The following is a 13,688-nucleotide window of genomic DNA, read 5'->3' as shown; positions in this document are numbered from 1 at the left end:
GTAATTTTCCGAGTTAAGGCTGCGCTCCCAATTCTTTAGAGAAATTCACAGAATCCATCATCAACAACAGAAAAAATAAACCCCGCTGAAAAAAGTGGGGTTTATCATCAATCTGAAGCACTTTATAGTGCCTTCATTTATTTAGCTGGACCGGTACTTTCTCGCACCACGAGGCTTGGAGTAAATGTAGTGATAATGTCTTTATCATGTTTTCTTGAGCCTCGAGCTTTACTAAATAGTAATCTTGCTGCGTGTTCAGAGATAACATCGTTAGCTTGATGCGCCGTGGTCAATTTAGGCCAAGTCTGTCTAGAGAACGGGGAGTCTTCGAAGCCGGTGATTGATAATTCTTCCGGGATGTCAATATTCATCAATCTTGCAGCGAATAGGGCGCCTGCGGCTACCTCATCGTTACCTCCCAATATGGCAGTTATATTATTCGGATTACCATCTTTTAGTAACTCTTTGGCACCATTTACACCAGATTCAAAAGAATAACTGCCTTCGTAAATGAGCTTGTCTGAAGGTTCGATATTATGATCCCTCAGAGCTTGGTGGTAACCGGCTAAACGTTCAGAGGTAGATTTATGCTCTTTGTCGCCCAACACAAAGGCAATATTCTTATGCCCCAAAGACAGCAAATGTTCGGTGATTTCATAGGCTGCAGCAAAGTCATTCACTAAGATACAATTGTTCCGCTCAGTGATATCAGTATCTCGTCCAGATAATAGACGCACGTACTGTACGCCCATTTCATCTAGCATTTCTATGATATTTTGCTGCTCAGATAAAGGAGGAGTCAGAACAAGCCCTGCTAGGCGCGAGCGCTTAATCATGGTCTTGAATTCATCCTGCATATTCGCATCAAGATAACTGCAAGGGTGAATAACAAGTTCATATCCCTCTTCTTTACATCTTGAGAGAACGCCATTTTGCATATCAATTACGTAATAGGCGTTAGGGTTGTCATAAACAAGTCCGATTGCAAATGAAGAAGTGCCAGCGAGATTTCGCGCAGCGATGTTAGGCTGATAATTCAACTCATTTACTGCACTCATTACCAAGTCATAAGTTTTTTTGCGAACAGAAGGTTCTTTATTGATCACCCGTGAGACGGTTTTCATTGATACACCGGCTAACTTAGCGACATCGTTTATGGTGACTTTCATTTTTTTATTCTTTTATGTGCGTGAGCTTTTGTAAATTGCTCAAAATTCATTAAATGATCATGTGAGTAGCTTAGTCTATCTAATCTAAATTAAAAATAGCAGTATAAAGATCACAAATAAATTAATGATACCGGTGTCAAAAGTATAAATTTGCGTTATTATCCACATTGTAAAATTGAAAATAAGAAAATTGACAGCGTTGTCATTGTGGCTTAAGGTAGACGTTGGAAATAGTCTTTTGCTTGCATAATCAGTACGTAAACTGAAATGCAAGCTTCATGTTATGTTAGGGGATGAGTATGAGTTGCCGTCGTGAGTTGCCTAGTTGGCAGGCATTAGAGCAATCTGCAGCAAAATTGAAGCAACAACAATTGAAAACCTTGTTTGCGCAAGACCCATCGCGTTTCGCGAAATTTTCTTGCCAAATTCCAGGGATTTTATTCGATTACTCGAAGCAATTGATTGACGGTGAAAGCTTTTCGCAACTCATTTCACTAGCAGAGCAGGTTGATATAGCATCTTGGCGCGACAAAATGTTCAGTGGTGAAAAAATTAATTTCACTGAACAGAGAGCGGTTTTACACGTTGCACTCAGAAATAGAAGCAACACGCCGATTTTTGTCGATGATAAAGATGTTACGACATTGGTTAATGGTGAACTTGATAAGATTAAACAATTTACAGATCGAGTTCGCAGCGGTGAATGGCTTGGCTATTCTGGTAAAGCTGTTAAAAATGTGGTGGCAATTGGTGTTGGAGGTTCAAATCTTGGGCCGCAGATGGTCACAGAAGCGCTTGCAAATTATGCAGATGACACACTGAAAGTTCATTATGTATCTAACGTTGATGGTGTGCAGTTAGCTGGTGTTTTAGATGGCTTAGAACCAGAAACAACACTTTTTGTTATTTCCTCAAAGACGTTCACCACATCAGAAACCATGACTAATGCGCGCTCTGCAGTTAAGTGGTTCATGAATCATGCAGAGCAACAAGCAATAGCGAAACATTTTGTTGCCGTGAGCACAAACTTAGAGAAAACGCGTGAGTTCGGTATTGCGGATGAAAATGTATTTACCATGTGGGATTGGGTTGGTGGCCGATTCTCGCTATGGAGTGCGATTGGTTTACCGATTGCATTGTATTTAGGCTTTGATAAATTTATTGAAGTGTTAGAGGGGGCATTTGAAGTCGATGAGCACTTCAAAAATGCCTCGTTTGAACAAAATATTCCATTAATTATGGCGTTATTGAGTGTGTGGAATACCAGCTTTTTAGGGCACACAGCACAAGCAATTTTACCTTATGATCAAGCTTTACACATGTTGCCTGCGTATTTGCAACAAGGTGAAATGGAAAGTAACGGCAAACATGTTACTTTTGATGGTCAAACCGTACCATATACCACTGTGCCACTCATTTGGGGCATGACGGGTATTAATGGTCAGCATGCGTTTTATCAGTATCTTCACCAAGGTAATAATATCGTGCCAGCTGATTTTATTGCATCGGTAAAACCTCAGGTTGCTGTAGAAAAACATCACGATATTTTGTTGTCGAACTTTTTTGCACAAACAGAAGCTATGATGGCGGGTGTTGATGAGCAACAAGTTCGTACAGATTTACTAGCAAAAGGCAAAACAGCAGAAGAAATTGAAAGTTTAGTTGCCCATAAAATTCATCAGGGTAATAGACCGACAACGTCAATTTTACTTGATGTTGTCGATGCCAAGTCAGTTGGACGTTTAATTGCTTTGTATGAGCATAAGATATTCTGTCAGGGTATTATTTTGCAGATTTGCTCTTTTGATCAGTGGGGCGTTGAACTGGGTAAAGGGCTGGCGTCTGCGATTGAAGCTGAACTTACTCAACAAGGGGTTAATCACCCTCATGATAGTTCAACTGCTGGATTAATTGCTTATTATAAAAATAATAGATAATTGGAAAAAATTCGTCCTTCTTTGAAGGGCAACCGGTTCACTCAACGTGAAAAAATACCTTTGAACGGGTAGCGCTGGAGTTCTTAGGGCCTGTATTTTTGTGAGAGGAATTACAGTGCCCCTAAGGCTCATTTTCTGGCTTATACATCTTCTTAGAGCCAATCTCGGAAAGGTAATTTGCAAGTTGAAAATTACCGTCTCACTTTGTCGTTGAACGGTTACAATCGAATTCAATACTGCTGATAAGCAGCGTCTGGTAGGCTAGGAACATGGCGTGATCAGACATTAACAATAAATGCGCAGTGAGTGAACAGGAACTGTTGAACAGGAACTGTATAGCTGCGCTTAACCTTGTAGAGAGTAATTTATGCTTAATCCTTTTGATATTGTAATTTTTGGTGGGGGCGGAGATTTAGCATTACGCAAGCTATTGCCTGCGATGTATCGCGCATATCAAGAAGGTAATTTACCTGAAGGCTCTCGAATTTTGCCGACTGTTCGTGAAGAAAGTAAAAAACAAGAATATATCGAAACAGCACAGCAAGCATTGAAGTCGTTTTTAGGTGAAGGTGAGTTTAATAATCGAGACTGGAAAGCATTTTCAGCATTCTTGGTACCTGTGGTAATTAACGTTACCGAGCCTGATGGTCATTGGGATGAATTAAGAACACTTCTTGAGCAAGATGCTTCTGATAAATCTAGAGTATTCTATTTATCACTACCGCCTGCCGTATATGGTACTTGCTGCGAGATCTTATCTTCTAAAAAGCTTATTAGCGATACTTCTCGTGTGGTGGTTGAAAAACCAATTGGCTACTGTGGTGAATCAGCCGAAGAAATAAACGCTAAAATAGCTCAGTACTTTGCCGAAGAGCAAATTTTCCGAATCGACCACTACTTAGGTAAAGAAACGGTTCAAAACCTGATGGCGTTGAGATTTTCAAACGCGCTGTTCGAAAATCTGTGGGATGCAAAATCGATAGATAATATTCAAATCAGCATTTCAGAGACTGTTGGTTTGGAATCTCGCGCAGGGTTTTATGACAAAGCCGGTGCACTTCGCGATATGGTACAAAACCACTTACTGCAACTGTTATGCTTAGTGGCAATGGAGTCACCACACAAACTGAATGCTAATAGTATTCGTGCAGAAAAGCTGAAGGTATTAGAAGCATTGCGTCCATTAGTTGGTGAGCAAGTTGATGCGAATATTGTTCGCGGTCAATACGTGCCGGGTGATTTAAATGGCAAGCTAGTACCTGGGTATTTGGAAGAATTAGGCGAGGGGTCTAGTACCACTGAGACATTTGTTGCTATTCGTGCTCATATTGATAATTGGCGCTGGGCCGGCGTACCGTTTTACTTGCGCACAGGTAAGCGTATGAAAAAACGTTGCGCGGAGATCGTGGTGGAATACAAACCGGTATCTCACAATGTTTACGATGAATCGGTAGGACCAATTCAACCAAACCGCTTGGTCATTCGTTTGCAACCTGAAGAAACAATTCAGCTTACCCTTATGTCAAAGCGTATGGATAACTTAAATATGGAGTTACAACCAGTTACGCTAAATATCGAACTAAGTGAACAATATGGCTCAAGTTTCCATTCGGATGCTTATAAACGTTTGATGTTGGATGCAGCTGCCAATAATCCAGCGTTATTTATCCACCGTGATGAAGTTCGTCAAGCTTGGCAGTGGATTGACCCAATTATTGAGCGTTGGCAACAAAAAGGCACGCCAGCATTGTACCGTGCAGGTTCTTGGGGGCCAGTTGATGCTGATGAGCTACTGCAAGAAAACAATCACGCATGGTTTAATGTAGGAGAAAAAGCATAATGGCCAATCTTACAGAGCGATTTTTTGACTCTAAAGAGGAACTTACAGCGCAATTATCAACCTTGCTTGAATCTAAATTAGTGGCAGGGATTGAGGAAAAGGGCAGTGCCGTTTTGTTCGTGTCGGGCGGCTCATCACCGGCGCCAGCTTATAAACACTTATCGGGTTTACCGCTTGCTTGGGACAAAATCTCGGTAGCAATGGTTGATGAACGCTGGGTTGATGCGAACCACGAAAAATCGAATGAAGCTTTCATCAAGAGCACGCTATTGCAAAACCATGCATCAAAGGCACGTTTTGTCACTATGAAAAATTCTGCACCAACAGCCATTGTAGGGCAGGCAGAATGTGAGCAGGCGTATAAATCACTTGGTCAAGCGGATGTGACTATTTTAGGCATGGGTCCAGATGGACACACAGCTTCGTTATTTCCCCACGCAAATGGCTTGGAGCATGGTTTAAGTACTGCTGATGTTGTCTGTGCCATTAATGCTAAGCAAAGTGAAGTCACTGGTAGCATTACTGAGCGCATGACCTTAACGTTGAATGGGATCGCCAATTCCAAACAAGTAGTTCTTTTGATTAGTGGCGATGAGAAAAAAGCGGTGTATGAGCAAGCTAAACAAGCAGGCTCTGAGTATGATATTCCTCTTCGTGCTGTTATTAATCACCCAGACATCAATTTAAGCGTGTTTTGGTGCCCATAAAATAGTGATAATGCAAAGCACCCTAACTTAATGAAAGAGTGGTGTGCTTTGCAGTTTTTTACCTTTAACGTTATTTTCATTTTGACTCATCCAAAACCCCAGAAGCCCCACAGCAAGATAACCAATTAGCGCTTCACGTGAGCGATTTAGCTATAACAAAATCTGTATCTCCAACTTATACCTACGCAATGACACTTAATTACTCTTAGGGATTAAACCTGACGCGGTAGCGATGCTATCGACAAGGATTTTTGCGTCAAAATAGACCTCTTAGTTAAGCTGATTGGTCTTACTATCAAAATCATGTGTAAATATTGGCCTGTAACCTCATAAATAGCGCTTAAAAAGACTAATTATGTAGACACAGGTTACATGAAAATCTATAATGACAGCGTTGTCATTTTGCGTATGATCACCCTTGAACACTTCTGCCAAAGTTTTTATTTTGTACGCAATTATGCTCTTTTGTTATAGATAACATAAAGATCTTATCTTTTTATTCCTACCGAACGGTTTTTGTCCCCAAAAAATGTTTCCATATGCTATATTCACTCGTAATTTTGTAACAATACATATCAATTATTAATTTAATTTTTTATAAATCAAATGGTTAACGTTATTGTTGAATATTTTTTGATTAATTCAGCAAAAAACATGTAGCGAATTTGTAATTTACGGTGTATGGTTTGTTATTAGATGACAGCGTTGTCATCATCACTGGGCAGAAGTGATTTAAAATTCCAACAAAATGATTCAAGGGGAATCCTGTGTTAGCTAATAATTTTAAGAAAAGCTTACTAGCAGTTAACGTCGGTCTTGTACTAAGTGCAGGCATCTCAGGCGTAGCAGTTGCTGCTGAAAACAACCAAGTTAAAGAAGATGTTGAAGTAATTGAAGTGCGTGGTATTCGTGCCTCAAACAAAGAAAATATCAACGGTAAGCGTTTTGCCAATGCCGTAGTTGATGTTGTAACTGCAGAAGATGTAGGTAAATTTCCGGACGGAGACGTTGGTGAGTCGCTTGCACGTATTTCTGGCGTAAGTGTATCTCGTCAGTTTGGCCAAGGCCAGCAGGTTTCAATTCGTGGTGCATCTGCGCAATTAACTCGTACATTACTCGACGGACACTCAATCGCATCAACAAGCTGGTTTGATCAGCAAGCTGTTGACAGAAGTTTTAACTACTCTTTACTTCCTTCTGAGTTAGTTGGTGGTTTAGAAGTATATAAATCTTCACAAGCAAATATCGTTGAAGGTGGTATCGGTGGTACTGTTATTGTTAAAACACGTAAGCCTCTAGATCTTGATGCAAACACAGCCTTTGGCAGCCTTAAAGGTGACTATGGCACAGTTTCTGAAAAAACAGACCCAGAAGTGTCTGGCTTATATAGCTGGAAAAATGAAGACGAAAGCTTTGGTGTATTAATCTCTGGTGCGAAATCCGAGATTGATTATCAGCGTAATGGTATTGAGTCTTCAGGTGGCTGGAGTGGTGCAATGGCACCAACTACATTCCAACAAGAGCGCGATAGAACAGCGCTTTACGCTGCATTTCAGTATCAACCAAGCGATTCATTGCTACTTGGTTTAAACGTAACTAGTCTTGAATTAGGCGCGAATAACGCAAATACGCAAATTATCATTTTCCCAGGTGAAGGCTCTTGTGAGAAGCAAAACCTATCTGGCAACTGTGTGTATGCGAATATAACAAATGCGGGTAATGGTGCAGGCCCTGCGTTTTTCCAAACTTGGGTGCGTAAAGCTAGCATGGAATCAGATACAATCGATTTCGATTGGCAATATAATGCTGATAGCTTCACATTCAAAGGCCGCATTGGTAAAACAGATGCGAAAAGTGCTGTAACAACAGCTAACTTTGGTGTGTACTCAAACAATACTGCAGATTTCACTGGTACAGTAGATATGACTGGTGACACTGTAAAATATAATATTGCCAACAAGAACTACAATGCGAGCATCTTACCTGGCACAATTGGTCCACAAACATGGGCGCCAGAGTACAACCCAGATACGGATGAAGAAACATACTTCAACTTAGATTTTGATATTCCGTTAGACCTAGGGATCATTACAGGTATTAAAGCAGGCTTCCGCTATGCTGACCACAAGGTAGTACAAGATGGTAACGGTGCTAACGTAAATGTTGACCTTCGTCCAATGAGAAGTGCATCTGAATACTATCCAGGCACAGTTTCAGCAGGTGGTGGTTTTATTTTACCAGAGCCTAATATGGATCTAATGATCGCAGATTCATTAGCTATGACTGAAGGTTACACGCAACGCCCTCAAGCTTATGGTACTGTAGAAGAGGAAAATACAGCTCTATATGCAATGGCTGAATTTAGCGGTGACAGTGTTCGTGGTAACATCGGTTTACGTTATATCGCAACAGATATTGAATCAGATTATTACGATTTGAGTACAACAGGTCAGTATGCGACAACACTTACAACTGACAAAGCTGATTACAGTGAGTTTTTACCAAGCTTGAACTTAGCAATTGATGTAACAGAAGACGTTATTCTTCGTACATCAGCAGCACAAGTTATCTCTCGTCCAAACTATGCAGATTTGTTTGCGACTCGTAGCTTGGCAGGTTACACCGATAACCGTCCTTTAAACGAAGTTCTTCAAACTGGTAATGTTGGCCTTAGCCCATTTAAGGCTTTCCAAGCAGATATCGGTATTGAATGGTACTTCAGCAGTGACGGTTTAATCAGTTTGACTTACTACACTAAAGAAGTTAGCTCATTCATTTCGACTCAACAGCAAACTAACCAGCAAATTGGTATCGAAATCCCAGTTTATAAAGATAACCCAGATGCGGGTGAGCCGCCTTGTGGCGCTGGCCAATATGACTGTTGGACAATCAGCAAGTCAACCAATGGTAGTGGTGGTTCAATCGAAGGTATCGAGTTCCAAATTCAAGATGCTTTTGACAATGGATTTGGTTACTCATTTAACTACACGTATGCAGATACTGAAGCACCAGCTGAAAACTACCCTGATAGAGTAGGTGTATTCTCTGATTCTTCAAAGAATACCTACAACTTAGTTGGTTTCTATGAGCAAGATAACTTCTCGGCTCGTTTAGCATACAACTGGCGTTCAGAGTTTATCATTCGTGAAGCACCAGGTTGGTATGGCAACCGTGAGCACAAAGCATATGGTCAACTTGACTTCAGTGCTACATACTCGGTTACTGATTACTTAGATCTTACTTTTGAAGGTATCAACCTAACAGAAGAAGATAGTATTCAGTTAGGTAACAACCACACATCAACAACGTTGCCTAACCCTGATTTACTGAACGACTTCCCAGTGTGGAGTTTCGAAGGTGAAGCACGCTATAAAGTGGGTGTAGCTGTTCGCTTCTAACCGAAAAGATCGAAAAAAGCCCAGCTATTGCTGGGCTTTTTTATTACTATATCGTTAGTAAATCACAGAATTTTGAATAGCCATTAGGTGTTGTTATGGATATTAAAAGAGTTGTTATAGTGGGTGGTGGAACTGCCGGTTGGTTGGCTGCAAACCATCTAGGAAAAGCTATGCTGGCACGAAGTGATGTGTCCGTTACCTTAATTGAGTCATCAGATGTTCCTCCAATTGGGGTTGGTGAAGGAACAGTGCCAGATATTAGACATACACTGTCAAGCTTTGGAATTAGTGAGTCTGAATTTATTAGAGAATGTGATGCTACTTTCAAGCAGTCAATAAAGTTTGTTAATTGGATGGATAAGCATGTCCATGGTGACGGAAATTTTTTCCATCATTTATTTGATGTGCCTCATTCGGCTGAAGCAAAGGTGCTGACTAAGCGATGGCTAGATAATCACAGTTCAGACAAACACTATGGTGATTATTTATCCCCTCAACATCAAATTTGCGAACTTGGCCTCGCACCAAAAGATATTACAACACCTCAATATCAAGCTGATTTAGCCTACGCATATCATTTAAATGCAGGTAAATTTGCTCAACTACTGGCTAAGAATGCGACTCAAAAGTTTGCTGTTGAGCATATCGATGCTAATGTCACTGAAGTAAACTGCAATAATGATGGGATGATCACATCGTTAAAAACAGATAAGTTTGGGCAGCTGCAGTTTGATTTTTACATTGATTGTTCTGGTTTTAACTCTCTGTTAATCGATAAAACACTCAATGTTCCTTTTAAAAGCGTCTCAGATACGCTGCTCGTTGATAAAGCGCTTGTAGTTCAGGTGCCAACTGAGCCAGATGATGAGATCCCTCCTTATACAATCGCAACGGCACATCAAGCTGGTTGGATCTGGGATATAGCACTATCTAGCCGCAGAGGGGTAGGTTTTGTTTACTCCAGTAAACATATGTCAGATGAAGACGCGGTTACAAAGTTTGATAAGTATCTGGGTAACAAGAAAAATGAAGTGGAGTATCGACAGATCCCGATGAAGGTCGGGTATAGAGAAAAATTCTGGCACAAGAATTGTGTTGCATTAGGCTTGGCACAAGGGTTTTTAGAGCCGCTGGAAGCCACCTCTATTTTACTCACTGACTTTTGTGCAAAATTTTTGACTCAGCGTTTCCCCACTAACGTCTCGCAAATGGAATATTTAGAGCAAAGATTTAATCAATCCATGCAGTATGCGTGGGAGCGAGTGGTTGATTTTATCAAGCTGCATTACTGTATCTCGGACCGCACCGACTCGGCTTTTTGGAAGGAAAATAGAGAAAATAAGTCAATACCTATTAGCCTCAATAAGCGGTTAAAGCTTTGGGAAGACTTTATTCCGGTAAAGGATGACTTTTTTAGCCAATTCGAAGTGTTTTTTTTAGAGAATTTTTTATTTGTACTGTACGGAATGAATTATAAAACGGCCACTGAGGAAAAGTGCACAATGTCGGATGCAGAAATCAAAACGCATTTTGACAGAAGAGAAAGCTACGATAAATATTTGAGAAACAAGCTCCCTAAGCATAGAGAACTGATAGATAAAATAAAAAAATATGGTTTACAGACTATCTAAAAATCAGTTGTGACTAGCACGGGTTCATACCTGTTGCTAGTCACTCAAATTAATAACGATTTTATTTGGTTATTGTTGCAAATGAAGAGATCGATAGCCGTCCTTTTTTTGGATCTCGGCTAAAGTCGTTATCTGATTTAATATTGGCACTATGCAATATATTACCTGGATAAATAACAAGCCTATTCTTTTTAGCCTCTATTTTTAATACTTGCTCAAATATGCTTGTGCTTTCATTAATATAACCTGCGTGTTCATTGGGATAATTATTTACATCTTCAACCATACTTCTTAGGTGCTCAGCATGCTCTTCATTGAATTCAATAAGGTTTACTGGTTTATATTTGTAAATACTTGTACCGCCAAAATCTTCATCATATAAGTAATGAACAAATGCAAAATGCAATGCATCAAAGGTGTCTATATGTGGCATTCTTTGTTCAGTAACAAGTTTATCAGGTGTGCAAGTCACTAATGATAACAAGCTTCTGTGAAAAATAACTTTATCATAATCATTTGATAGATCTGTTAATATATTTTCAGTAAAAAATCGCTCCAAGCCTCTCATATATGGCATTGGCATGCTGTCTCTTATTCCGGGAAAAAAAGAACGCTCTGCAAACATAGGGTTGAAGTAAGCAATATTGTAGGCAAAGTCGAAAATACTATCCAAACTATCCAAGAAATCATCAATTATATATACATGTTTTTCCGTTTCAGGGATATTAAGTTTAGTTATTTTGATGCTTTCGTGAAGTTTTAACTCTTTCATAGCTTGTCATCTGGTTTTTTCATGATTTAAATTTTCTGGGCGTTTTTCATTGCAAAAAATCTTAATAGTCATTTTATTTTAGCAAATTAATATTGCTTAGGCATTATCAAATAGGCAGTTTAATCTACCTTAGATACGTTAGCTAATTTAAACGAGGCGAAGATATTACTGGGCCTCGCTCGGTAGTACGATTATTTGAATTGAATATACTTCAGATTAACTCTAAGAGTAAAAATTAACTCTGTTGTACTTTTAGGTCCTTATACCAATTTTTTAACAACATTATTACTCTACATTCTTAACAAACTTTGCTGGGTTACCAGCATATACGGTATTGCTCGGAACATCTTTGTGTACGACGCTCCCAGCGCCAATTACGGCATTATCACCAATTGACACGCCTTTGGTAATAATTGCACCATAACCAATCCAAACATTGTTGCCAATGCTTACTGGTTTGGTGACGAGTCGACTTACTTCATCGGCATTGTTTCTGCCACTTAGCGTATGCCCATCACAATCCATGATCACTACATTTGGTCCAAATAGGGCATTATCACCAATCGTTACCGATTCGTAGCTGACAATGGCGGTGCCCTGTAAGCAAACATTGTCGCCAATGATGATTTTGCCGGCGCTAAAGTTGGGACGTTTTACAATAGTTAACTTCACTAAATCGTTAGGAAATGCAGCAGCATTGCTAGAGTCTAAAAAGGCGTCTCTGCCGAAACTTATATGGTGTTGGAAATGGTCAATAGTAACGCCATTTGGAGGTTGCATGGTGTTTTCATATATTTCGACATATGCGAACCTCGGTGTGCCTAGCAGCTGAGGTGTATTTTTAAACATCACCCCTGTCTCGTGAAGCACATGGATTGGTGATGCACAGTCAGCAGGGAAAAAGTGATTAACAAACTTTGCCATTGGAGGTCCTTTCATATGCTAGAGTTTCAGGTTCGCCTTGATCATTTACTTGTCCCATATTGCGCACACGTTGCAAGCTCAGGCCAATGAGACACGCGGCTGCTGCAAGCCCTCCAAGTATTGAAGTCGCAGTATTAATATCGACGATATCAAGTAACGTTCCCAAGGTAATTGAAGAAATAGGTACTAATCCGTGCACAGCAAACAGCACGATGCCGATGGCGCTTGATAATTTATTCATTGGCACATGTAACTGATACCAAGTTGTGCCAGCAACGATTGCAAATCCAGTGGTACAGCCGAGTATCATTAGCAGAATGCATAGGGTTATTTGGGAGCTTTGAAAGCCAAGGCAAATAAAAGCAACCGCAGCGAGTAAATCTAACACTAAGATATACATGCCCAAATAGCGCATTTTAGGTTTGAGTATAATCACCAGCATTGCACCGATAAAAGTACCAATTCCCTGACTTGCAAATAAATAACTCAATCCGGCTTCGTTAGTAGCAAGGTGTACTTTGGCTAAATAGGGAATAAAGATGACCAGTGGCCCATATATCAAAATAGAAATAAGCATAAGATAGCTAACAATTAAACTTAAGTTCGGATGGCCGAAAGTGTATTTAAAGCTATCTATAATGGCTTGATGAAGCTTGTTCAGTAGTTTGCTATCACTATCTGTTGAGCGCTTTTGAGGGCGCATCATCAATGAGCAAGCTGCTGCGACTAACACCAACATTGCATCAACCAAAAACGCAAAAGTGAGATGTTGATGTTCAATCTGCCCAGGGATTAGCGTTGTGATAAAAGACTTAGCCCACAATAAACACAAACCCACCAGTACTGGCGCAAATGATTGAATTATAAAATTCCCCCCCATAGTCAGCACATTGGCTGCTAAAATACTTGAGTTTGGTACTATGTGAGGAATGATAGATTGATTGGCCGGAAAACACAGTGCTGAAAAACTCCCCGCGGTTATGGCAAATGTGATCAGCATTGCAATATTGGCTGGCCATACCATTAAACAAGCAGAAAATACGAGCGTACTTAACGCAAAGCCAAGCCTGCCAGCTCGAACCACCGTCAGTGGCGTTAACCTGTCGCTAAATACGCCACCAATAAGAATAAAAATACTGTGAGGCACGCCAAAACATGCCATCACAATTGCAAGTTCGATAGGATCATTCTCGGTGACCTCTAGCGTCAGCCAAGGCAGGGCAATTAAGGTAAAATAAGCGCCGATTTGGGTCAGCGACATGCCAACCCAATGGAGCTTAAACTCATTATTTGTGAATAATTCTCTCATG

Annotated in this window: 9 protein-coding genes; 5 read left to right on the top strand and 4 right to left on the bottom strand. The window is 40.2% G+C overall.

Annotated elements, in window-relative coordinates; all coding sequences use genetic code 11:
• Window positions 1-137: 137 nt before the first annotated feature.
• Complete coding sequence (locus tag HC733_RS11560) at window positions 138-1,169, bottom strand: LacI family DNA-binding transcriptional regulator (RefSeq protein WP_190365202.1); 1,032 nt, start codon at window positions 1,167-1,169, stop codon at window positions 138-140.
• 299 nt (window positions 1,170-1,468) lie between these two features.
• Between HC733_RS11560 and pgi the strand changes: the two genes are divergently transcribed.
• The 5 genes from pgi (at window position 1,469) to HC733_RS11535 (ending at window position 10,682) form a co-directional block, all read left to right on the top strand.
• Complete coding sequence (gene pgi, locus HC733_RS11555; protein WP_190365201.1) at window positions 1,469-3,106, top strand: glucose-6-phosphate isomerase; 1,638 nt, start codon at window positions 1,469-1,471, stop codon at window positions 3,104-3,106.
• A 367-nt stretch (window positions 3,107-3,473) separates the two neighbouring features.
• Window positions 3,474-4,946 (top strand): glucose-6-phosphate dehydrogenase, encoded by a 1,473-nt coding sequence (gene zwf / locus HC733_RS11550; protein WP_190365200.1) that lies wholly within the window; start codon window positions 3,474-3,476, stop codon window positions 4,944-4,946.
• Entirely contained in the window at window positions 4,946-5,653 is a 708-nt protein-coding gene (gene pgl / locus HC733_RS11545) for a 6-phosphogluconolactonase (RefSeq protein ID WP_190365199.1), read from the top strand. Before zwf ends, pgl begins: the two co-directional genes overlap by 1 nt.
• A 767-nt stretch (window positions 5,654-6,420) precedes the next feature.
• Entirely contained in the window at window positions 6,421-9,051 is a 2,631-nt protein-coding gene (locus HC733_RS11540) for a TonB-dependent receptor (RefSeq protein ID WP_190365198.1), read from the top strand.
• Between the two features lie 95 nt (window positions 9,052-9,146).
• The gene (locus HC733_RS11535; protein WP_190365197.1) at window positions 9,147-10,682 is read left to right on the top strand and encodes a tryptophan halogenase family protein; all 1,536 of its coding nucleotides are present in this window, start codon (window positions 9,147-9,149) and stop codon (window positions 10,680-10,682) included.
• A gap of 61 nt (window positions 10,683-10,743) precedes the next feature.
• Here HC733_RS11535 and HC733_RS11530 read toward each other — a convergent pair whose 3' ends face one another.
• The 3 genes from HC733_RS11530 to HC733_RS11520 all read right to left on the bottom strand — a co-directional run bounded on the left by HC733_RS11530 (window position 10,744) and on the right by HC733_RS11520 (window position 13,687).
• Window positions 10,744-11,454: a DUF6445 family protein gene (locus HC733_RS11530; protein ID WP_190365196.1), complete on the bottom strand. Its 711-nt coding sequence runs from the start codon at window positions 11,452-11,454 to the stop codon at window positions 10,744-10,746.
• A 285-nt stretch (window positions 11,455-11,739) separates the two neighbouring features.
• Window positions 11,740-12,378 (bottom strand): acyltransferase, encoded by a 639-nt coding sequence (locus HC733_RS11525; RefSeq protein ID WP_190365195.1) that lies wholly within the window; start codon window positions 12,376-12,378, stop codon window positions 11,740-11,742.
• On the bottom strand, window positions 12,362-13,687 hold the full coding sequence (locus HC733_RS11520) for an MFS transporter (protein ID WP_190365194.1): 1,326 nt from the start codon (window positions 13,685-13,687) through the stop codon (window positions 12,362-12,364). Before HC733_RS11520 ends, HC733_RS11525 begins: the two co-directional genes overlap by 17 nt.
• Window position 13,688 lies beyond the last annotated feature (1 nt).

This window comes from Pseudoalteromonas sp. S16_S37 (assembly GCF_014694405.1).
In the GTDB taxonomy this organism is placed as follows: domain Bacteria; phylum Pseudomonadota; class Gammaproteobacteria; order Enterobacterales; family Alteromonadaceae; genus Pseudoalteromonas.
Note: the sequence above shows the minus strand (reverse complement) of the source record. Positions and strands in the feature narration are given on the sequence as shown.

Coding starts and splice junctions, on each gene's coding strand:
- zwf (WP_190365200.1), top strand. CDS start 3,474: ATGCTTAATCCTTTTGATATTGTAATTTTTGGTGGGGGCGGAGATTTA.
- pgi (WP_190365201.1), top strand. CDS start 1,469: ATGAGTTGCCGTCGTGAGTTGCCTAGTTGGCAGGCATTAGAGCAATCT.
- HC733_RS11520 (WP_190365194.1), bottom strand. CDS start 13,687: ATGAGAGAATTATTCACAAATAATGAGTTTAAGCTCCATTGGGTTGGC.
- HC733_RS11530 (WP_190365196.1), bottom strand. CDS start 11,454: ATGAAAGAGTTAAAACTTCACGAAAGCATCAAAATAACTAAACTTAAT.
- HC733_RS11535 (WP_190365197.1), top strand. CDS start 9,147: ATGGATATTAAAAGAGTTGTTATAGTGGGTGGTGGAACTGCCGGTTGG.
- HC733_RS11560 (WP_190365202.1), bottom strand. CDS start 1,169: ATGAAAGTCACCATAAACGATGTCGCTAAGTTAGCCGGTGTATCAATG.
- pgl (WP_190365199.1), top strand. CDS start 4,946: ATGGCCAATCTTACAGAGCGATTTTTTGACTCTAAAGAGGAACTTACA.
- HC733_RS11525 (WP_190365195.1), bottom strand. CDS start 12,378: ATGGCAAAGTTTGTTAATCACTTTTTCCCTGCTGACTGTGCATCACCA.